The sequence below is a fragment of the Pseudomonas sp. GD04019 genome (assembly GCF_029837695.1).
Classification (GTDB): Bacteria; Pseudomonadota; Gammaproteobacteria; order Pseudomonadales; family Pseudomonadaceae; genus Aquipseudomonas.
The window spans coordinates 272,269-294,382 of sequence record NZ_JAOEEA010000005.1 but is presented as its reverse complement, the minus strand read 5'-3'; the positions used below and the strand labels follow the sequence as shown (position 1 = coordinate 294,382).

General features: G+C 58.6%; 16 protein-coding genes and 1 pseudogene. 9 read left to right on the top strand and 8 right to left on the bottom strand.

Going from position 1 to position 22,114, the window contains the following annotated elements:
• Nucleotides 1–90: 90 nt before the first annotated feature.
• The 3 genes from N7607_RS10735 to N7607_RS10725 all read right to left on the bottom strand — a co-directional run bounded on the left by N7607_RS10735 (nt 91) and on the right by N7607_RS10725 (nt 3,139).
• Nucleotides 91–1,677 carry a response regulator gene (locus N7607_RS10735; RefSeq protein WP_279866844.1) on the bottom strand — a complete coding sequence of 529 codons (1,587 nt, stop codon included), beginning with the start codon at nt 1,675–1,677 and terminating at the stop codon, nt 91–93.
• An 85-nt stretch (nt 1,678–1,762) separates the two neighbouring features.
• On the bottom strand, nt 1,763–2,083 hold the full coding sequence (locus N7607_RS10730) for a hypothetical protein (protein WP_279866845.1): 321 nt from the start codon (nt 2,081–2,083) through the stop codon (nt 1,763–1,765).
• A gap of 255 nt (nt 2,084–2,338) precedes the next feature.
• A complete protein-coding gene (locus tag N7607_RS10725; protein WP_279866846.1) occupies nt 2,339–3,139 on the bottom strand; it encodes a hypothetical protein in 801 nt (266 codons plus the stop codon).
• Between the two features lie 215 nt (nt 3,140–3,354).
• On the opposite strand from N7607_RS10725, the gene N7607_RS10720 reads away from it, so the two are divergent.
• A complete protein-coding gene (locus tag N7607_RS10720; protein ID WP_279866848.1) occupies nt 3,355–3,507 on the top strand; it encodes a hypothetical protein in 153 nt (50 codons plus the stop codon).
• Nucleotides 3,508–3,524: 17 nt separating this feature from the next.
• Here the strand turns inward: N7607_RS10720 and N7607_RS10715 are convergent, their stop codons facing one another.
• From N7607_RS10715 to N7607_RS10695, 5 genes and pseudogenes are all read right to left on the bottom strand, one after another.
• Nucleotides 3,525–3,743 (bottom strand): hypothetical protein, encoded by a 219-nt coding sequence (locus N7607_RS10715; protein WP_279866849.1) that lies wholly within the window; start codon nt 3,741–3,743, stop codon nt 3,525–3,527.
• Between the two features lie 266 nt (nt 3,744–4,009).
• Nucleotides 4,010–4,258, bottom strand: a complete 249-nt coding sequence (locus N7607_RS10710) for a gamma-butyrobetaine hydroxylase-like domain-containing protein (protein WP_279866965.1) — start codon at nt 4,256–4,258, stop codon at nt 4,010–4,012.
• Nucleotides 4,259–4,688: 430 nt separating this feature from the next.
• Nucleotides 4,689–5,033, bottom strand: a pseudogene (locus tag N7607_RS10705) (HipA domain-containing protein); the annotation flags it as partial.
• 26 nt (nt 5,034–5,059) lie between these two features.
• On the bottom strand, nt 5,060–7,378 hold the full coding sequence (locus tag N7607_RS10700; protein WP_279866850.1) for a hypothetical protein: 2,319 nt from the start codon (nt 7,376–7,378) through the stop codon (nt 5,060–5,062).
• Nucleotides 7,379–8,021: 643 nt separating this feature from the next.
• Nucleotides 8,022–8,297 (bottom strand): hypothetical protein, encoded by a 276-nt coding sequence (locus tag N7607_RS10695; protein ID WP_279866851.1) that lies wholly within the window; start codon nt 8,295–8,297, stop codon nt 8,022–8,024.
• Nucleotides 8,298–8,494: 197 nt separating this feature from the next.
• Between N7607_RS10695 and N7607_RS10690 the strand changes: the two genes are divergently transcribed.
• From N7607_RS10690 to N7607_RS10655, 8 genes are all read left to right on the top strand, one after another.
• Nucleotides 8,495–8,980: a hypothetical protein gene (locus N7607_RS10690; protein WP_279866852.1), complete on the top strand. Its 486-nt coding sequence runs from the start codon at nt 8,495–8,497 to the stop codon at nt 8,978–8,980.
• Nucleotides 8,981–9,058: 78 nt separating this feature from the next.
• The gene (locus tag N7607_RS10685) at nt 9,059–9,919 is read left to right on the top strand and encodes a hypothetical protein (RefSeq protein WP_279866855.1); all 861 of its coding nucleotides are present in this window, start codon (nt 9,059–9,061) and stop codon (nt 9,917–9,919) included.
• A 29-nt stretch (nt 9,920–9,948) separates the two neighbouring features.
• The gene (locus N7607_RS10680; RefSeq protein WP_279866857.1) at nt 9,949–11,196 is read left to right on the top strand and encodes an SEC-C metal-binding domain-containing protein; all 1,248 of its coding nucleotides are present in this window, start codon (nt 9,949–9,951) and stop codon (nt 11,194–11,196) included.
• Between the two features lie 220 nt (nt 11,197–11,416).
• Complete coding sequence (locus tag N7607_RS10675; RefSeq protein WP_279866859.1) at nt 11,417–13,345, top strand: hypothetical protein; 1,929 nt, start codon at nt 11,417–11,419, stop codon at nt 13,343–13,345.
• A gap of 469 nt (nt 13,346–13,814) precedes the next feature.
• A complete protein-coding gene (locus tag N7607_RS10670; protein ID WP_279866967.1) occupies nt 13,815–15,362 on the top strand; it encodes a TIGR02677 family protein in 1,548 nt (515 codons plus the stop codon).
• Nucleotides 15,359–16,627, top strand: a complete 1,269-nt coding sequence (locus N7607_RS10665) for a TIGR02678 family protein (RefSeq protein WP_279866861.1) — start codon at nt 15,359–15,361, stop codon at nt 16,625–16,627. Before N7607_RS10670 ends, N7607_RS10665 begins: the two co-directional genes overlap by 4 nt.
• Nucleotides 16,624–20,772, top strand: coding sequence for a TIGR02680 family protein (locus tag N7607_RS10660; protein ID WP_279866862.1), 4,149 nt, complete (start codon nt 16,624–16,626; stop codon nt 20,770–20,772). Before N7607_RS10665 ends, N7607_RS10660 begins: the two co-directional genes overlap by 4 nt.
• Nucleotides 20,769–22,031, top strand: a complete 1,263-nt coding sequence (locus N7607_RS10655) for a TIGR02679 family protein (protein ID WP_279866863.1) — start codon at nt 20,769–20,771, stop codon at nt 22,029–22,031. The genes N7607_RS10660 and N7607_RS10655 overlap by 4 nt, the downstream gene beginning before the upstream one ends.
• Nucleotides 22,032–22,114: the final 83 nt, after the last annotated feature.

The following is a 22,114-nucleotide window of genomic DNA, read 5'->3' as shown; positions in this document are numbered from 1 at the left end:
CGGCGGATTAGCGCCGCTTTCGGAGTCAATGCTCGGCCGAGGCCGCTCACGGCCCTATCAGGGGATCACGAGAGTCCTGTAGGAATGTCACTACAAGGCCTGCAACAGGCGCAGGCGTAGCAGCGCCGCGTCGCCGCTCCAGCTCAGTTCGCCGCCCATCAGCGTGGCCAGGCGCGCGGCCAGCAGCAGCGGCGCCGAGTAGCCGACGGGCTGGGCGCAGGGCTGCAGTCGCAGGTGCCAGTCCGCCTCGCCATGGCCGAGGATTGTCATGCGGGCCTGCAGGCGCGCCGCCTCCGCGCATTGCCCGAGCAGCGGTACCACTATCTGTTCGTATCGCCGTACATCGACCCTGGCCAGGGCGCTCGCCGGCAGTTCGCAGGGCACTGCCGTGGCCAGCTCCGCGGTCAGTTGGGCGAGGTCGGCACGCTGCGGCTCCAGCACCAGGTCGCCACGCTCCAGGCGCACCAGATCGAGCAGCACCTGCAGCTGCTCCTCCAGGCTCGCCGCCACCGCCTCCGCCGGCCCCGCCGCCTGGGTCAGCAGGCGCCGCAACTCGCGCACCTGCGCCAGCAGGTCCTGCCCGGCCGCCTGCAGGAATTGCGCCCGCAGCCGCTGGCGCGTTTCGCCACGCGCCTTGGCCTGGGCAAGCTCGGCGATCTCGCGCTGCTGCTCGCTGAGGTCGACCGCCGAGCAGAGCATGCCGACCAACGCGCCGTTCTCGTCACGCCAGGGCACGCCCCAGTGGCGCAGGCTGCGCTGCTGGCCGTGGTGCGCGAGCAGCACCTCGCAGCTGTAGGGCTCGCCCCGCTCCACCGCCTGACGGTAGATCTCCCGGTAGCGGCGAACCTCGTCTTCGTCCAGTTCGACCAGCTCGGCTACCCGCCGTCCCAGCAGCGCCTCGCGCTCGAGCCCGTAGAAGTCGAGGAACTGCTGATTGCAGGCCTGCAGGCGGCCGTCCGGATCGCGCAGGCAGACGGGCATCGGCAGGCTGTCGAACAGTTGGTGAAAGCGATCGCTGCCGGCGGCTTCGCTGGTGGCCTGCGGCAGATGGCCGAGCAGGCCGTTGCGCCAGGCCAGCTCCAGCAGCTCGGCCAGCGAGCCGACATTGAGCTTGTGCAACAGGCGCACCTTGTAGGTGCTCACTGTGCGGTCGCTGAGCGCCAACTCGTCGGCGATGCGCTTGTTGCTGGCGCCGTTGGCCAGGTAGCGCAGCACGGTGAGCTCGCGCGGCGACAGGCTGCGCAACTGGTCCGCCTCGTCGCGCAGCAGTTCGCCGGCCGCCACGGTGCCCAGCGCCTGGGCGGGAAAGTGGCTGCGGCCCTGCAGCAGGCCGCGCATGGCGGCGAGCACCGCCTGGGGACTCTCCTGCTTGCCGACGAAGCCGGTGGCGCCGGCCTGCAGGCTGAGCGCGGCGTGGTGTGGGCTGTCCTGAGCGCTGTACACCAGTACCGGCAACGAGCTGCCGCTCTGGCGTAGGCGGCGGATCACCTCGAGCCCCCCCAGGCGCTGCAGACTCAGCTCCAGTACCAGCATGTCCGGCTGCAGGCGGCGTACCAGCTGCAGCGCCTCGCCGCCGTCAGCGCACTCGCCGATCAGCAGATGTCCTTCTTGCTCCAGCAGCGCTTGTAGCGCCCTGCGGATCAGCGGCTGCTCGTCCGCCACCAGCACTTGTGCCATCGGCTTGGCTCCCTGTGTGTGTCTGATACAGGTTAGCCATTGAGCGAGGCGGCGCCTTCAATCGGCAGCGGACTGGCACCGCCGGCTAGATGAAGGACTGCCTGGATGCGCCGCGCGGCAGTCGGTTGCGCCCCGGCAGCTGTTCCAGACGCTGCTGCCATTCGGCGCGCGGCGACAGTCTGGGAGTAGGCTTCGCCGCCTCGGCAGCGGCTGCCTTCTCCGCCTTCGCCGCGGCTCTCAGCTCTGCCAGACTCGGCGCCTTGCGTACGGGCGCCGTAGCCATCTTTTCCACGGAGCGCAGGCAGAGCTTGCATGAAACCTGGGCGACATCCTGGCTGCTATTGAGGCCAGACCCGGTGCGCCCGCAGGCAACACTCTCCTGGGACGCGAAGTAATGAATGACCAACGTGTTGTCTCCTGCATTTTCGGGCGCGGGATTCTACACAGTCACTCCGCAGAGTCGACAGAATTTTGCCGGAAGAACCGCGGGCCTTCCGCCGAGCGAATGCCGCGATTCGCCAGCCGACCAGGCGATCGCCGCCGTGTGGCCGCCAACCCCATCTCCTCGGCGCAGCGCGAACAGCGCTGGCCGTGTTCGATGATGAGGAATCCGCACCGCTCACAGGCGCCCATGCTGCCGACTCGTGGCCTCCTGGGTCGCTCAATATCGATGGATGATGCCCAGCCGGCCCATGATTTCCAGCGCATTGACCAGCCCCAGACCATTCATGGGCAGGCAGGCGAAGCTCTGGCGCTCATCGAAATGGGTGCCGATGGCCAGCAGCTTCAGATCATGAGCTTCGAGCTGCCCATTGAAATACTGCAGCAGCGCCCGCTGCCAGTCGGCGGTACGGTTGATGGCGGCGATGGTTGTGTCGTCGGGCGGCGCGATGGCAATGCACGACTGCCGCAGCGGCGCGAGGTCATTGACGGCGGCGACCCCGTCCGACGTCCACTCCTTCCATTCGAACTCGGCCAGTTGGTTAGCCCCGAGCAGCGCCGCTTCGAGCTGCCTCCACGCCCAATCCCACTGCGCCGACGGCGCCGGAATGCTATCCGCGAGCTCCTGCGCGTAGGGCTCATCGAACAGGCAGTAGAACAGCTCGACCAGGCTGTCGCCCATATCGAGCTGCGGCCTAGGCTCCTGGCTGTCCAGATCGCGGCTCAGGCGCTGCCACAGCCCGCCCAGCTCAGCCCAGTCCTCCTCGTCCATCGCGTCGCCGATGACCTTGGCCTTGTCGCCACGTCGGTAGTTGTCCAGGCGGGTCTTGCGTACGCGTATGGCGCCCTCGGCGAGGTCGACCTCGTAGCTGCGGTAATCCAGGTAATTGGTCTGGAAAACGATGCGCTCAGGAAACACCTCGTGCGCGAGCTCTTCCGCGACGTCGAAGTACGCCGCCCCTTCGGGCTTGCCATGGGCGCTGATGATGCGTTGGAACGACTGGCGGTCGATTGGGTTCATGGGAGTCTGATCGCGTGAGGGAAGCGGAAGTGGACCATCTGCGGAGCATGCTGCCAGCCGCCCTCGACATCGCGCTGCCGACCAATGCTCAAACGCATGGTGCCGTGCAGACGACTCGGCACTCAAGCTTGCTTGGCGCGGCCAGCAAATACTTGAACACCCGTCCCGCTCTCCCCTCAAAACAGAGGTATCCCGCCTTTGTGGAGAGCTAGCACATGACCAGCCACGGAACGCCCAACGGCAAAGCAGAACAGACGCCCACCACCCATGAACCGCCCGCGAAGGAAGAACAGCCGGACGAGGACATCACCGGGGAACAGCCACGCAGCCGCTCGAATGAGGGCGACCCGCAGAACACACCCGACTGACTTTGCGGGCCCTCGGCTCAGCCGTGGGCCTGCGCCCTCAGCATCTCGTGGCGCATCTCTTCCTCGATCTCGGTCACCGCGTGGGTGCGCATCGTTACGCCCAGGTTCTTCTGCTCGGTATCGATGGGAAACTGCTCCAGCAGATAACGCTCCAGCTCGGCTTGCGCGGCATTTCTCTTGTCGCGCAACGCATCCAGCGTGCAGCTCGCCTGCTGCTCCGTGTCACTCGCGTTCATGCCAACCTCCAGCTCGCAGAATCGGCCCTTGGGCCGAAGCCTTCGGGGCAAAGCATCGCCCCAGCATGTGTTCCAGAATTTATGAGCACAGGCAGCGGCATCCATTCCAGATAAATGCAGGCAGCTCGTCCGGCAGCTGGCGCTACAGCGCTGCTTTCTACAAGCCCTAGGTGATGGCGCCCCCTTCTCCCCATGACCCTCGCCCTATGGAAAAAAGCCTCCCAGCCTTGAGGCTTTATCCCTTTCCAGGCCATCTCGCCACGGGATTAAGCCTGGCCCGCCAGCTCCCGCAAGTAGCTCCAGGGATAGATGCCCTGGTCATGGCCATCGCTGAACACCAGCTGCACGCCGTAGCCCTGCCGGTTGATCGCGCGCAGCCGTACATCGCTCGGCGCCGCATCAATGCGCCCGTGCAGGCGCGCCGCGCGACACTGCGAGCATGGGCAGGCGGCGCGCAAGCGCGCGTGGCTGAGCAGGCTGAGCTGGCCACTCCAGGCGCAGCTGGTCGGTAGCACTGCGCAGGGCGCTGGGGCGTTCTGTGAATGTAATAGCACCACTCTAAGCCTCTCCAATTTTTCAGCCTAAACAAAAAGGCCAGTCATTTCTGACTGGCCTTTTTGTTGGGATTATTTGGTCGGGACGGAGTGATTCGAACACTCTACCCCTTGCACCCCATCCAAGTATGAAAAACGTAACCTACTGATTTTAATGCACTAAAAATGGCGCTCGCTGCAATCGATGCCCAACGATGTCGGACGATTTTCGACGGTTTCCCGCAAAAGTCCCTGAGGCCTCTCTGATATTGAGCCCGCAGAATCTCTAAGGTCAGTGCATGGTTTTCCAGCAGGTGAATGCCGGTCTTGGGTCACTGCACAAGGAGCATGGGCGGTGAGTCAACTGCCCAATCAGCACGCCGTCGGACGGCGGCAGCCATAGCGATGCTGACTAACTAAGCCGCTCGATACTGTGGTCGATTCGTGCCTTGATCGTGCGTAGCGTGTCCTGGGTGATGCAGCTACCCGGGAACTGGCGTTTAGCACTGGTTGTAAAGCCGCTGGCTACCTAGCAGATCCGCTTCCTCCACTGCGAGCGCGAGCAGGTGTTTGCGGTTGATGTGCAGTGCCTCGCCCGTTACGTCCATCTGGTGATACCCGCCCAGCCCTTCGCAAAAGTCACGTCGTAGGCCGGGGTCAGCTTCCATTGGCCGTTGGGTGACATGAGGTAGGAGAAGTTCTTCGGGTAGTCGTCGCCGTTATTGAACGCCACATTGAACACTGTCCGCTCGAAGGCGGTCGCCTCAATACTTGGGCTCAAGGCTATTTGTCGACATCTTCGAACACTGAGCGCTTTGTGACGACTGGAGCAGAAGGCAGGGTTTCTTCTTTATTTTGCGTCACTATGTGCGTCCAATCCGCTTCATCTTCGGAGCCTTCATCATGCTCGCGCTTGCGCTCTTCAAGCGCTTCGATTGATCGCTTCACGTGCTCGCGTGCGTCGTCGATCAAGTCCACAGCGTCAGCATCGACACCAATCGCCTCAATGCGATCAAGCACGCCGAGAAGCTTCTTAAAGTGGCTGTCAGGCTCTTCGTCCAAGTCGGCGTCAGCGGTCATCTCGTCGATCCGCTCCTCGAGCGACGGGAGTACGGTTGTCCGCAGCGCTAAGCCCATACCGATAAGCTTTAGCGGCGGTATGACCGCTAGCATCTGTGCCTCCTCAAAGAAGGAAACGTCGAGGCCATTGAGCACGGCAGACTCTAGCTTGTCGGCTACATCCGATCGCAGATCGTCAGGCAAAATGCTGAGGTGATGAGCACGGGAGCAAATGGCAATCAGGGGATCGTTGCTGGCAAGATCGGATTGCCAGCAAGACCTTCGGAGTAGATCTGGATATTGTTCGACGGTTTTCTTGAACACGGCCTCACTCGAACGATAAGACAGGAAGTGGAACAGCATCCAATTGCGGTGCCATTCGTCGGGCGTGCGGCCAAGTCGTGCAACCAACGCGTTGTCGAGCGTCGTCGGGATGACAAGCGCATCTCGAATAAGCGGTGAGCCTTCACACGTGAAGCTGCTAAGAATGGTGTCGATAGTCGCGCCTCGTATGAGCGCTGCCATCATATGGGGCTTCTGGCGCAGAATCTCCGTTAGGGCGTCAGAGATCGTCGGATGGGCAAATGTCCATTTTGATCCGGAAAGCTTGAGGAATGAGCCCTTCAACTCGGCGAAACAATCCTGGATCTTAGAGAGAGAGTACCCTGTCAACTCCGCGACTGCCTGTGCAGCCGAAGCGTCATGATCGCAGGGATCGAAGCCGGCCTGATGGACATAAACAAGGATGAGCGCAGCCTGTAGCTGATCATCCAAGGCGTTGACAGTATCGACCAGATGCTCTGTCGGCTCCTCCATAAAGCGGACGAGAGAGCTTTCGCGAGGCGCCAGGCCCTTGGTGAAGTTTGGGTCGCCGAGACGTTCGGCGATTCCAGGAAGGAAATCGCGAACTGCAGCGACTGCCGGCAGATGCGGCTTAACGCTCGACTTCCAGCTCTGGCTCTGTTCGCCGAAATTTACATGGTTATATAAAATCTGCGCCTTCTCTTCGGACGTCAGCTCGCCGACATCCACCACGGCGCTGCCATCTGCAAATTGGCCAAGGTTGCGCTGCCCGAGCCGACGCCGCGCCGCTTCATAGATGTGCTTGCGGGAGGTTAGGAGGAATCGATTGCCATGCTTAATCGCTGCCCGCAGTTTGGAGAAAGCCGAGGCCCAATCCTGCACGTAGTCGCCGCGTAGCACATTCGAGCCGAATGCATCGTCGATCCAGAAGAAGCGCCCCGGATCATTGGGATTCCAACCGGCCTCGAAGTCGCGCGGGCTGGTCAGAGCAAGTACGGTGCTGTCTGGATTCTCCGATGCGATGGTCGAAACGATGGCGCCAATCGCCGATTTGCCGCTTGAAGGATTGCCGAGCAGCAGCACTACGCCGTGCTCGGAGATCGCATTGACTGCCGCGCGATGGGCCTGGGTAGGCACATAAGTGCGAAGTTTTGGGATCCAGCTGTCAAGCAGAGCCCGGCTCTGCTCGCTGAGCCGCTCATCCACGATCGAGGTGAGATCCCCTAGGCCGTAGACCTGCGGGACCAGGGCACGCAGGCGCGCGCTGCTCCTGATAACACGGACGATGTACTGACGACCAAGAATGTGCGGCTTACGCACGCCAAGCGCCCGAAGTCTGGCACGCATTGCAGCTGCGACGGGCGCATCCACACTCATGTTCGTCATGAAGACATAGGTATCCGCCTGGCCGGCTTTGACTAGTTCTTCGACATGATCAATCTCGACGTTGAGATCGCTAAACTTCAATGCCTTTATGGCATCGGACGTGTGCTTGCATTGCACCGTGCCAATCGGGGGAGCGTCGTTTCCCGCAGGAATGAGGAAAACTGCGTCCTGACCGCCATCTTGGGCTTCGCGGAAGATTTCCACGGGACGGCCGAGTACGACCTCACAAACCTGCGAGCATAAGTCCTGAAACGCGCGCCAGCCGATGGTATGGAGCGCCAAATCGCTCCAAGGGCCGTGCGCTCGACGCTCGTGCGGCGCCGGAGGCTCGATTAGAACGCTCTCGACCTTCATGCGGTGGCAACCCCGCGTACGACGCCGATTGTCTGGCGAGCACCATTGATCAGAACGATCAGAGAGTCATCCAGAGCCTCAAGCGTGTACTGGCGGACTCTTCGTGGGTACATGATGTAATTTCATCCGCTAAGTGGATGAAATTACATCATCATCCTGGATGCTTTTCCAGCGCCCTACCCCATCTGCCCTCGGCAAATGGCTATCGACTTACTGCTCACGCACTTGTAGCTAACACCCAGCAAAAACCATTCTGGGACACGTTGTGCCCTCATGCACTAACAACAAAACGCGTCGTAAAACTCAAAAAACGGCGACACCATCTACATCGTCAGATCGATACCATCTACCGCAGACCATCCCTCTCAAGGCCTCCTCAGGAAGCCCACCTTTTCGCATTTCCAGATCACACAGTTATCATGCAGATAGCCCCTCGGCTGCTCGGGCGAGAGACCAGCCTGCTACCACCCCCAGGAAGGGAACTACCTCCTAGCAAATGACTACTGATCTATTCGAGAGTGAAGACGTCGAAGCAGCACTTTGCTTGCCCGCAGACTTTCCTTATGACGATCTTCATGCGATCGCTGGCGAGCTCCAGAGGGCCCAAGTATTCGTTCCGGGTTACGGGCCACCACCAGTCGGCCTATACCACCCGGATGGTTTTCTGTACGAAGAGCATTGCCTGCGCGTAAAGACCGTTCTGCTTCCAGATCGGAACATCGTCTCCCGTATGGCTCAGGTAGCTCAGGGTCTGGACATCGATGGACCAAGACGAACTGCTGCGGCCGTTCTGGCATTTGCCCAATGCCTGGACATTGAAATAGAACCGTCCATCGCCTTCCATGAGCTCGCGCCACAACATGGTAATAAACGCGCGCTCGAAGAGTTGGCTTGGTTTCGCGCGGCGGATAACGGCCATGTGCATGATTGGATAGCGGCAGCCCTAGGCCGTGTTGAGCGTTTGCCTATTGCGAGTGCGCCTCCCATCAACCAGCAACTTGACCTGGCGAAACCGCTTCGTCGATGGCGGCGCAACTACATCGCAACGATGAAGATCTGTGCACTCGAACTTCAGCAGCGCCACCATTGGATCGCCTTTTCAGGTTGTTCGAGTGGATGCACCGTGACTTCATCATTGCAGGTCCAGCAGCCATGTTCGCCTGTCTCTACTTCGCACCCAACTCTCCTCCACGCCGTGGATTGCTGAAATCACTGCGTTCTTCTGATCGCAATCGAGCTCTAGCAGGAGCTCGGAATGCCGCCTGGGATCTCACCCATCTGAGCGATTTCGTGGAACGCGTTTCCAAGGCAAAAAACGGCAGAACTCGCTATGTGTTCGCCAGTCTGGACGAGAGCCTTCGGCACATCGCAAGGTTGGTCTTCGGTACCGAACAAAACACGACCGAGCAGAATGATCTGGCAGGAGCCTTGGCACGCTGGTGGCCAGAGCCGAACGCAGTTGCTATCGCAGATGCCCTCCAGTCCTTGTTTAGCCGCATGAACGAGCCCAATCGTCAAATACATCGACAGCAGACCCTCGGGTTCATCGACGAGATGATTGTCAAAGGCGAAGCCGAGCTTTTGACTTGGCAGCCGATCTGAGCTGCCTCTCTCAAACCGAACACTCCGACGCGCATGAGTAAGCATATACAGATATGGGGCTCAAGGAAGAACTTACCAATGAATAACGAGTTACCCAGAACCGAACATCAGCTCTTCAGCGAACTCGCTTCACTGTGCCTCTCTCCAGGGTACGCCCACACAATTGCTTACTTCTGTTTTCGCGACAATCTCATCCAATACTCCGATGAGGTGACCCCTGATGACATGTCCTGCATGTCATCAGGGGAGTGTTTGTCTCGCGCTGAAATCTCGACACTCATTGGGCTGATGATCAAGGGGCCGATCGACTACACGATACCCTCCCCTCCAGTCATGCAGGATTACATTATCCGTACAGACCAGCTCCTCGCCGAATTACACAAGGTGATGTCGTTCGAACCGTTTCGGGGGCAGGACTGGAAGAGGATCGTCGATGAAGGTCATAGCCCGCTACAAGACGGAGTAGTTTTTCGAGAACCAATCTTCCATGGTGGTGAGTCGGCCTACTTCTTCCAGTATCTGGATCTAGCAGAGCGCAAATACAAAGCCGATAACGCATGGCTAACAGCTAACAAGGGCTTCTCTATCGAGGCCGCCCAATCCGTAGTGCGGGTAGCACACGAACTTCAATGTGAGAAGCTGTCGACGCAGCTGGCAGCCATGCAACAACTGCCACCCAGCGAATGGAGCATCCTGCCAGCCCATTTGCTGACTTCCGCGGAGATAGTGAAGCGCTCAGGAATTGCCCAGCATATTGTCACACGTGTGCTGGATGCATTTGCGTTACCCACGAGCGAAATAAACGAAAACTTTACCGCACTGAGCGAATTCAATATATCGAATGCGTTACCACTACTTCGGCTCAATCAGTCTGAGTTCCTGCTCTTTCAGCCCTATAGCCTAGCAGAAGCATTTATGAATCCCCCTTCTACTGGATGAGTTCAGACAAGGCATATCGGCCTACCGCAATGAACAATCGTGGTCGATTCGCTGAAGGCTTTGCCACAGATCGACTGAATGGCGTCTTTGGCAGCCTCCATGTGCACACCAACGTAGATATTTACGAGACCAAGGGCAACAGGCTAGGGGAAGTCGACGTACTGGTCATCTATGCCGACAGAGCAATCGTGTTGCAGGCCAAATCCAAGCGCCTAACGCTAGAAGCACGCAAAGGCAATGATCAAGCACTCAAGGATGACTTCAAGAAAAGTGTCCAGGACTCATACGACCAAGGACATCTCTGCGCCTCGATGCTCTCCGACATTCGTTTCAAATTCGTAGATCCAACGGGTACGGAACTTGAGTTTGATCGACGCTTCAAGGAAATCTACATTCTGTGCCTGGTCTCCGATCATTATCCAGCCTTGAGCTTCCAGGCACGTCAATTCCTACAGTACCGCGAGACAGATATCATCAAGCCACCGCAGGTGCTTGATGTCTTTGCACTTGATGCAATGACAGAGATGCTTAAAACCCCGCTTTATCTTCTGAGCTACCTACATCGGCGTACTCTGTACGCCGACCGACTGTCTGCCTTACAAGAACTGACGATTCTCTCGTATCATCTGAAGCAGAACCTGTGGTTTGAGGGCTCGTCCGGAAAATTTGTAATTGCCGAAGGCCATTCGGCAGACCTCGATATCGCCATGTCCGCTAGACGAGAGGGGGTTCCAGGCAAAACAACACCAGAAGGCATCCTTACCCATTTCTCCGACACAGCCTTGGGAAGGCTGATCGAAGATATCGAGGCCAAAGCAGATCCCAGGATGATTGACCTCGGCTTCTTGCTGCTGATGCTCAATGGGGAGACGATGGCAGATGCCAATAGTGGTATCGATCTGGTGGTCTCGAGGGCTCGGAGCGATGGGCAACCTCACGACATTACCGTATGCCTTGGTGATACAGGCGTCACAATCCACTGCAGCGACTGGTCCACAGCTGAATCGGCGGCAGCCCTTCAAAACCACTGCGAACGCCGGAAGTACATGGAGGGGGCAGATAGCTGGTTTGGTATCTGTCTCGGATCACGAGATGCACGCATGAGGTTTGGAATCTGCCTCGATTACGCTTGGAGACAGGCCTCATCCTTCATGTCGAAGCCAATAGCCAACACCAGGACCGTATCTGGCAGCCAACCAGAAGATCGAAAAGTTGGTCGTAACGACTCGTGTCCATGTGGCAGCGGCATCAAGTACAAGAAATGCTGTTTGGAATAAACAAGCCACTCTACGTACTAGACACAAATAGAAATATCCACATCAACCGGCACAAATCTACGCACCGTGCTTAATAGCGTGCACGTCTTTCTCGCTACCGAAATTAACCCAGATCGGCTTCAGCCAACCACCAAGCCCCGGCAGAAAGCCACTAATAACAACCAGCAGAAAGCACACTCCCAAAAACCAAATTCCTCACTATAAAACACCCAAAACCGAAATGGAAAACCATCACACTTACAAGCAAGAAATCAGCATACCAGAAGCGCTTGATTATATAAAAAACCCAGTGCAAGCTATACCCTTGAATAGAAAAATCGAAGAACTCCCCCTGGAGAAACTCACCTGGCCCCAGTTTGAATCCCTCTGCCTTCATTTGCTTGAAAGAACTTATAGAGACATCCCAAATCATAAGCTTGGGGAAGCATTTAGGTATGGCCTCTCCGGTCAAAGCCAGGATGGCATAGATCTAATAGTCACCGACCACAGCTCCGGAAAATATATTGTCGCCGAGTGCAAGCACACAACCAAGATCAGCCGAGAGAAAATAAATGAAGTCAGAGAAAAGTTCCTAAGAAGCAATAAATACTCGAACACAAAAACCTTTATCCTCTGCACAAGCGACAACGTCAAAGATAAAAAAGCAATCGACGCCTGGATTTTGTTTGAAAAAGAACTAAGTAACACAGGAATTACAGCAGAACTATGGCATGCACCAAAAATAGATCTAAAATTAAGGGATTTAAGTGAGATTGTAGAAGTCTTCTTCGGCCAGGAACATGCCATCAGATTCTGCAATGCACCAAAACCAGTTGCGACCCTATCAAAAGAATTTCCCGAGAAAAAAACAACTGAAATCATGGACGGATGGAGGATAAGCAACAAATCATCCTCAGTAAGCTTCTTTCTTCCCAATGAAAACAGAACACACCTTAGCTGCGGAATAGAATTTGCTCGCCAAGACTTAAGCGGCGTTAGCTTGGCAATTGACGGAAGAAAATTTATAGAAATAATTCAACATAGACACCATGCCAAATCGTTATACGAGACCCCATTCATAATCAACCTACATGAAACAGACAAGTATGTATTGACTCTTTCCGGCGCTCAACTGGTGCTTACAAGAAGAGAGATAGACGAGCTTGACTGGGTTATCGAAAAATCTTGGGATAAATATTTTTCACGCATTTGCGAGCTTGAAAAAAAATGGAAAATACTACGCTTTGAAAAGATCAGAACAGAAAAATTCACCTTCGGACTCTGCCGTATAGAAAGTTGGTTTTGGCACGAAATCATGGCCTACTGCGATCAGCATGACTATGAGCATGGCACATCAGACGACTGCATATTTGATGCAGCCCCATCCTGCTTGAAAGTCTTTACCCCTCACACAACTAAGAATCTAGACGCCGGCTACCATGTGATCATGTATGCTTATACCGATCCTGGGATTCACCTTAACCACAATCATTATGTAACTATCGGCTGGTCCCCGCTGCAAGATATTTCTGGACATCCGATCACAGTATCGCATCGCAAGGCCTGGAACGCAGAAGCAACACACCAATGGTTGATAGATGATCTCTTACCAAAAGTTTGGAAATGGACAATAGAGAGGCACAAGAAGTCTAACAAAGGGATTTTGGGGGTAGCGTTTAAAAAATTCAAAAAAACAAAATACAGAAACCTAGAAAGCTTTGCGCGCTCATCAGCCCACTTCATGTCCAAAGATTTAGGACGCCGCCCAAGCTCCCGCTCAGAAGCACTTGCTCTTGTCTCACTTTTACAGTCTCACTTCCGACCATTTAACACCCCACCCAAGATTGAATTCAATCTAGTTAAGTGCTGCTTGCAAGCTTGCACTCTATTTATTGATCGCACACCAGGCCACGACACAAATTACGTACAGAAAATCTTACGCTTAGAAAATCAGGACAATGTAACAGCCGAAATACAAGAAATCATAGACTGCATTACCCCAGAAAAATATGCCACCATGGGCTACCTTAACCGCGCACTGGACTGCCTATACTCCATCATCAATGCAAATCCTCAGATCATCAACGCCACCTTTGAAGATTTAACGGATTTCCTAGCCCCTATATGGGACCGGTACGTAGAGGATATGCTTTGCAGCAAATATCACTAATCACTTCCATAATAGCCAAAATAGAGACCTGTATTTCCGCTCTGAATCAGGTGTCAGCAGCGCTCCCAACCTATCACTCACAAATGCTGTGACGAAGCGAAACAGCCCTGGCTTGGCACCGTACCGATGATCTCTAACCGGACGAGAAGATATTGAGGCAAGTGTCCTATCCTTATCGTTGGGAGAGCAGTCGCTGCTACTCTCGGCACAGCGGAATACTGCGCCGAATGGTGCTTTAAGAAGAAGGTCAATTGCGGATTCTGGACAGAAAGTGATCTAGCTCAGGAGACCTGAAGAGAACGGCAAGTCACCGCCAGCAGACTCTACCTCCATCCACATTCACCACCTGAAGCACCTCACCGACACAAAAACTCCAAAGTAATTTGGCTCGCAGGGAAAGCTTGGCAAATAGCGAAGAGGACTGAAGAATGGTCTCATCGATCACGGAAGGTCACTGAGGCAGAATTTGGTGATTCACAACTCATCCTGGCCGGAAGCTTCAGCGGATCTGTTCCGCCACGCCACTGCGGAAAAGGCAGCCCTCTATCGCGCCATCATGGAGGTGTTCGCGGCTGCCAAGCGCCAGTACCGCCTGCAATTACGGCCCGACGAAGTATTGTCCGAGGCGAAATGGGGTCAACGGACGCCACCGGCTCAGGAAGAGGTTGCCGCTGCATTAGCTCAGTTGGCGGCCTGGGGCAATCTCGAATCGCAGCCGGACATGACGCGTGTATCCACGCTCAATGACTATTACCGGGCACGTTTTCTCTATCGGCTATCGCGCGGCGGCGAGGCGGTAGAGGCCGGCCTGATAGCATTCGCGCAGAGCCTACGTCATCGTGCAGAACTGCAGACAGTCGCGCTGGAGGACATCGACAGCCGCTTACGAGCCTTGCAGCGATTGATGGCTGAGGCACAATCCGTCAACGACCTTGATACCGCCAAGGCACATGAGATTCTGCGCGACCTAGTGCGGGTGTTTGAGGGTCTTACTGAAAACGCCCAGGCGTTCATGGCTGGAGTGGCACGTAGTCTAGAGCTGCAGCAGGCCGACGCCACCGCATTGGTCGCTTACAAGCGACGATTGATCGACTATCTCGAACGCTTCATGGGCGATCTGATCCGTCGCTCCGACGCCATCGCCCGCACGTTGCATGACCTGTCCACCTCCATCGACTACGTCTTGCGCCAAGTCGCCACACGTGAAGCACGTGATACCGCCCCCGACGGCACTGGCGAACAGGCAGAGGAAGCACAACGCCGCCAGGATATCTGGCGCGAGCGCTGGAAAGGATTACGCGGTTGGTTCCTGGCAACCGGCAACGAACCACCTCAAGCAGAACTGCTGCGTGCAAGGGCACGCTCGGCGATTCCGCAACTGTTAAGTGCCATCGCGACGATCAATGAGCGCCGCAGTGGGCGCAGCGACCGGTCGGCCGATTTCCGAGTGTTGGCGCAGTGGTTCGCTACATGCGACACCGACGACGATGCTCACCGTCTTGCGCATGCAGCCTTCGCGTTACAGCCAGCACGCCACTTCTCACTTGAGGTTGCTGAAGCAGACGACGTGCCAGCGAGCACCTCTTGGCTGGATGCACCGCCGCTGATCATAAATCCGCGCCTGCGCGAGTATGGAGAAGCCGCACCGCGTGGCGCACTGGCGAAAGTGCGGGATCGTAGCCGGGATCGTGCGCTGATGGCTCAGCAATTAGCGGAGGAATCGCGTCAGGTCGAAGCCGCGCGCCGGAGATTGGCGACCGGCAGCCCGACTCGCCTATCGGAGCTGGGTGAGCTCGATGTGCATGCTTTCGGCCTCTTTCTAGGATTGCTTGGCGAGGCACTGGCTGAACAACAGGACCCGAACAGCCCTGTCGAGCGCCAAACGGGCGACGGTCTGCTGCATATTCGCCTGGAACCTCTGGCTGAAAACAGCCGCGCCCAAATCTGCACGGCCGCCGGCGTGTTCTCCGGCCGGGATCATCTGCTGACGATCCGGCTCACCGAGGACAGATCATGAGCATACCCTCGTCCCGCCGTGGCATCCGACATGTCGGAGAAACACAGAAGGCGCAGCAACAAGACGAATTCCGCCGGGCTCTGCGCAGCCTGCTGATGTGCCCGCTCATGCCGCCAGGGCACGCGGACTTCCCCGCCGTACGTCGCCAAGCCGAGCGCCTGCGCGAGTGGTTCGTCCGCGAGACCGGCTGGCCGCTGCATGTGGACCGCGAGGGTGCCCGCCTGTTCAAGCGCCCGGCCGACCTGTCCGCCCCGACCCGCGGCCTGCCGGACTATGACCGACGTCGCTATGTACTGCTGAGTCTGGCTGCTGCAGTGCTGGAGCGAGCCGACCCGCAGATCACCCTGCGACAGATCGGTGAACGGATCGTACAACAAGCCGCCGACCCGGCATTGCAGACATTGGGTTTCGCCTTCACCTTGCACGGCGCTGCCGAAAGGCGCGAGCTGGTCATGGTGTGCCGTACCCTCCTGGCTCATGGCGTTCTCGAACGTGTCGCTGGCGAGGAAGAGAGTTACGTACAGGACGGCAGCGGGCCACAGTCCGACGCGCTCTACGACATTCACCGGCGCTTGCTGGCCGGCCTGCTGGCGGCGGTGCGCGGGCCCTCGACCTGGAGCACAGAGGAGACTCCGGGAAATACCGAGGCGCGGCTGCATGCACTGGTGGCCGGCTTTACAGCGGACAGCGAGCAAGGCAGGCGCGACGCCATACGCCACCACCTGGCGCGACGCCTGCTCGACGATCCGGTGCTGTATACCGACAGCCTGGATGAAGAGACACGCAGCTATTTCCTCAATCAGCGGGGTGTTCTCGCCAACCGCCTGTGTGAAGCCACCGGACTGGTCGCCGAGCAACGTGCCGAAGGCCTGGCCCTGATCGATGAGAGCAGGCAACTGACGGATGTAGCCATGCCTGCCGAGGGCACTGAGGCACATGTAACGCTGCTGGTAGCGGAGTACCTAGCTCGGCGTCTGCGGGATAAACGTGCCCCATTGCGAGCGACCGAAAGCGAGATTGCCCTGTTCCTGCGCGAGGCCGCTGGGCGATATGGCCGCTACTGGCGCAAATCGGCGCGCGCGCCAGGCGCCGAACACGAGCTGGCGGAAATCGCCATCGTTCGCCTATGTCGTCTGGGCCTAATGCTGCGTGATATGCATGGCGTACATCCGTTGCCCGCCATTGCCCGCTTCTCCCTCGGACAGACCGAGGTGCGCAACGCCCAGGGGGCCGAAACCCTGTTTCTAACCGAGCCTGACGCATGACCAGCGACCTATTCATCACCTCCTCCCGCCCCGCACTGCCCAAACCTCTGCGCGAACGCTGGCAGCCCTTACGTCTTGGCCTCGTCGAACTGTTCCACTACGACAGCGAGGAGTTCTGGTTCCACGATGGTCATTTACTTCTACGCGGCAATAACGGCACCGGCAAATCCAAGGTGCTGTCGCTGACCTTACCGTTGCTGCTGGACGCACAATTGCGCTCGTCGCGCGTCGAGCCCGACGGTGATAGCGGCAAGAAGATGGCCTGGAACCTCCTGGTCGGCAACTATCCCCGCCGTATCGGCTACAGCTGGATAGAGTTCGGCCGACGCGAGCGCGATGGCCGCCCCCGCTACCTGACCCTGGGGGTCGGTTTGTCGGCAGTCGATGGCCGGGCTCAAGTGGACAGCTGGTTTTTCATCGTGGAAGGTGACGGCACGACACTAGACTCACGTATCGGCGAAGATCTCTGGCTTACCACTGCCGAGCGCCAGGTTCTTACTCGCGAACGCTTACGCGATGCACTTGGCGGACGCGGTCAACTATTCGAAAACCATCAGCTGTATCGCCGTGCCGTGGACGAGCGCCTGTTCCAGCTAGGGACACGGCGCTATGACGCGCTGATGGATACGCTGATCCAGCTGCGCCAGCCACAACTGTCGAAGAAACCCGACGAAACCGGGCTTTCCAATGCCCTGAGCGAGTCGCTGCCACCGCTACCACCCGAGCTGCTGGGCGATGTGGCCGAAGCGCTCAACCAGTTGGAGGAAGACCGCATTCAATTGGAAGAAACGCGCCTACTGGAGCAAACCGTCACCCAGTTTGAACGACGCTACCGCATCTATACCGGTATGTTGGCGCGGCGCCAGGCACGCGAACTACGCCAGGCTCAAACCCATTTCGACAACGCCAGCGAGGCCCGCAATCAAGCGCAGGCTGAACTCGCCGGCGCACAGAGCGCGCAGGGGGAGGCCTTTGCGGAGCACGAAGCCGCGAAGCTGAAGTATTCGGCGGCCCGGGAGCTGGTAGATACGCTGCAGAGCGATCCCGCCAACCAGGACGCCAACCGTCTTGCCCTGGAAGAGCGCAATGCCACTGAACGGCAACATGCAGCTCACACGGCAGGCCGACAGCGCGATGAAGCGCGTAGCAAACTCAATAGCGAAGTAGAACTGAGTCAGCGACGGACCGCTGCGGCCACTCAAGCTCGCGATGAGCTGGACAAGTCGCGTACTCGTACGTTGGACGCGGCCGAAGCACTCGCTATAACAGCAGACCTCGCAATCAACCCACTGCTTAGCCTTGAAGCCGAAGCGCTCGCGGCACATCCGCCGCCCGAGTACAAGGCCGCTGAAGAAGCCCTGCGCGAGCTGGTGAGGAATCGGCGCCAGGACATCGCTCATCTGCGTAAGCGTCATGCCGAAGTTAGCCAACACCAAGCGGTACTGGCGGACAAGCAAGAATACGTTCGAAGCATTCGCGGTGAAATGGACATAGCACTGGCGCAACGCGAGCGAGCCGATCAGCACGCCGAACAGGCAGGCAGCGTATTGCTCGGAGCCTGGTCCGAGCACTGCACAAGCCTCGTCCAGCTGCGCTTCGATGCTGAGCAGCCCTTGCTTCAACTGGCCGAGTGGGTGGCCCTTCCGGAAGGTGAAAACCCGGCGCAAGTGGCAGTGGACAACGCCTGGCAGACGACGCTGCAACGACACGCCGCCCAACAGGCGGAGCTGGACAGTAACCTTGCTAGCCTGGACAAGCAGCGCGCCGATATCGAGGACGAGTGCACCCGCCTGGCCGCTGGCGAAGATGCGCTGCCCGCCGAGCCGCCCACCCGGGCCAGTGGTGTGCGCCTGCAACGGCACGGCGCGCCACTCTGGCATCTGGTGGATTTCCACCCGAGCCTGGATGCCGCGCAACGGGCCGGGCTGGAAGCCGCCTTGGAAGCCAGCGGCCTGCTTGACGCCTGGCTGTCGCCAAATGGGATATTGAGCGATAGCGACGGTACGCCGCTGCTGGATAGCAGCTGGCACCAGCGCGCGCCAGTGAACGGTGCCAACCTGAACGCTGCGCTGATTCCCGCATTGCCCGAGGCCTGCCCGATCACACTAACAACGCTGACTGCGCTGTTGGCGGGCGTGGCTTACGGCACGCAGGAACCGAGCGATGCCGAAGCCTGGCTGTCACCTGATGGTCGCTATCGTCTGGGGCCGCTGGCAGGTGCCTGGCAAAAAGCCGAGGCAGGCTACATCGGCCGCAGCGCACGGGAACTGGCGCGACAACGACGGTTGGACGCACTCGCCACCCTCCTCGCCGAACTCAACATGGCGCAAGCCAAGCTCGAACGACAATACGAAACCCTGGCCGCTGAGCGCAACCAAGCCGAACGGGAACGGAAAAGCGTACCCTCCGAACGCCCACTGCACGATGCGATTGCTGCCGCGCTGCAGGCCGCCCGTGATGTTGACCGGACCCGGCAGCTGCTGATGTTGGCGGAAACGCGCAGCCAGGAAGCTAAAGACGCATGGCAATCGGCACGCGAGCAGTTACACCGCGACGCGACCGACCTGAGCCTGCCGGCAGCCCCCGAGCTGCTACCGGCAGCCGAAGAGGCCTTGGAACACTTCGCCAACATCCAGGCGCATCTGGTCCAGGCGGCGCGCGACTGGCAGCGCGCCTGGCCCGATCAGCGTCAGCAGCAGCAGCGCGAAGGCGAAGCGCGCAGGGTGCTGGAACAGGCTGAGGAAACCCTGATGGTCGCCCAGGAACAGGCCGAACAGGCCCGGGTCCGCTTGGAGGCGCTACGCCAGTCCATCGGCCAGCAGGTGGAAGAATTGCTGGCAAAACTGGCCACCGCGCTCGCCGGACGTGCGCAGGCCGAGCAGGACGCCGAAACACGCCGCACAGCGCTGGGCGAAGCGGAAAAAAGGCTGGCCGTGACCGCAGCGCACGTCGAACGCACTGAGCAGACTCTGAGCGAGCGTAGCAACGAGCGCGCCATGGCCGTCGAACGCCTTCGCCATTTCAGCGCCAGCGGCCTGCTGGCCGCCGCATTGCCGGACCTGCAATTGCCTGAGCATTGGAGTATCGACCCGGCGCTGAACCTAGCCCGCCGCATCGAACAGGCGCTGGCTGACATCGCCGATGACGAGGTCACTTGGGCCCGCGTACAGAAACAAATCGCCGAAGACCTAAGTGAACTACAGCGCGGGCTGAGCGCCTTGAACCACCAGGCCATCTCAGAACCCAACGATTGGGGAATCACCGTCACAATCCAGTACCAGAACCGTGCCGAGCGCCCCGATACCCTCGCGCTACTGTTGGCCGAGGATATCGCCCAGCGCAGCGAACTGTTATCGGCTCGTGAGCGTGAAGTGTTGGAAAATCACCTCCAGGCAGAAATCGCCGCCGAGCTCCAGCGACTGATGCGAGCTGCCGACGACCGCGTCGAGGCGATAAACAACGAATTGCACAAGCGCCCAACCACCACTGGCGTACGCTACCGCCTGCTATGGGAGCCGCTATCAGTCGAGGAAGGCGCACCGGCAGGCCTAGAGGCCGCACGCAAGAGCCTGCTCAATACCAGCGCCGACCTCTGGTCGACCGAAGACCGGCGTGCGGTCGGTACCATGCTGCAACAGCAGATCGCCGCCGAACGCGCCCTGGCCGACGCTGACAGCGCAGGTAAAAGTCTTCTCGATCAACTCGCCCACGCGTTGGACTACCGCTATTGGCATCGTTTCCGCATCCAGCGTCAGCAGGATGGTCAATGGCGCAAGCTGTCCGGACCGGCCTCCAGTGGCGAACGCGCGTTAGGCCTGACCGTCCCATTGTTCGCCGCTATCGCCAGTTTCTACGGCCACGGCGGCAGTCCCTTGGCGCCACGCTTGATGCTGCTCGACGAAGCCTTCGCCGGTATCGACGATACCGCCCGCGCCCACTGCATGGGCCTGGTGCGGGAATTCGACCTGGACTTCGTCATCACCAGCGAGCGGGAGTGGGCCTGCTATGCGGAGCTACCTGGCGTGTCGATCTGCCAGTTGCAGCGTCGCGAAGGTATCGATGCGGTGTTCGTCTCGCGCTGGACCTGGGATGGACGGGCTAAGCGACTCGAAGAAGATCCTGATCGCAGGTTCCCCTTGGCATGAAGACCAGCCCCGACTTACGTCTACAGCGCCTGCTCGGCGGGCCAGAACTGGAGGCCCTCCGCCAGCGACTGCGCCGCCGTTTTGAGCTCGCCGATGCCGAGCAGTCGCTATCCTCGGTTCACTTGAGCAACCTTGCCCCAGTAGAGTACTCGGCTCTTTGCCAACTGACTGGCCGCCCCTCGCGTATAGCGCGCTCGATGACGCTGGACATTGCCGATCTCGATGCACGACTGCGTGACGCCGGACTAGCAAGTTCGCTACAGGATGCACTGGAGCAACTGGATGGCTCCATTGTTGCGAAAGCCAGCTTACGTAAAGCGCTATCGGCGCAATGGTCGGCCCTGACAACCTCGGCGTCGGCCGAAGGCAGCCCTCTCCTCCGCGTCTGGCTACAAAACACAGCTACCTCCATGCCCCTGCTAAAGCGTCTTGGGTGCGATCCCGCGGGCGCTAATCAGCTACTGGCAGCGACTGATACTGTGCTCCGCCGTCTGCCCGAGCAAGGACTGCCACGCTCGCAACTTGCCGCCGAAACCCTGGGCGATGCCCATGCGCTGGATCCCGGCCGCCCCATAGCGACCCTGGTACTGTCGGCGTGGCGCTTGCACGAGCGTATGGGCCCTCAAGAAGATGAAGCACCAGTCGAGACTGGCGGTGGCGCTGAAGAGCGTGTGCGGGAGGTCTGGTCAAGGGCAGGAGTTCTCGTCAACGAGCTGGCCCGCCCGGCTCTCTTTCTTAACTTGCCTGTGGTGCCAGACAAACCCTGCACCTGGCTGCCTGGCGAGCCCGCCTACCTCTCACTGCGGCAATTGGTTCGAAAACCATATTCCTGGCAAGTAGAGGGTCGGAATGTCTACGTATGTGAAAACCCGAACATAGTAGCCATCGTCGCCGACCGCCTGGGTGCAGACAGTGCCCCATTGGTCTGCACCGATGGCATGCCCGCCGCTGCACAGCGAATGCTGCTCAATCAATTGGTCGCAGCTGGCGCACAGCTACACTACCACGGCGACTACGACTGGGCGGGCATTAGCATTGGTAACTATGTCATGCGTACCTGGCAAGCGATCCCTTGGCGATTTACGTGCAGAGACTACCTCGAGGCGGTGATAGTAGCACCAACACGACCACGCGATTTAGATATCTTCGGAGTCGAAGCTCTATGGGACACAGATCTGAGCGCAGCTATGGACAATCAAGGGCTAGCCATTCCAGAGGAAGCAATAGTTAACACACTCTTAGGCGACCTGAGTCATTAGGTAACCCCACTCAACTAACAACTGGCCGCCCAAATCTACATGCGCTCTGCAAGGCTTATTCGTAAACGGGCAGCGGCATTAGA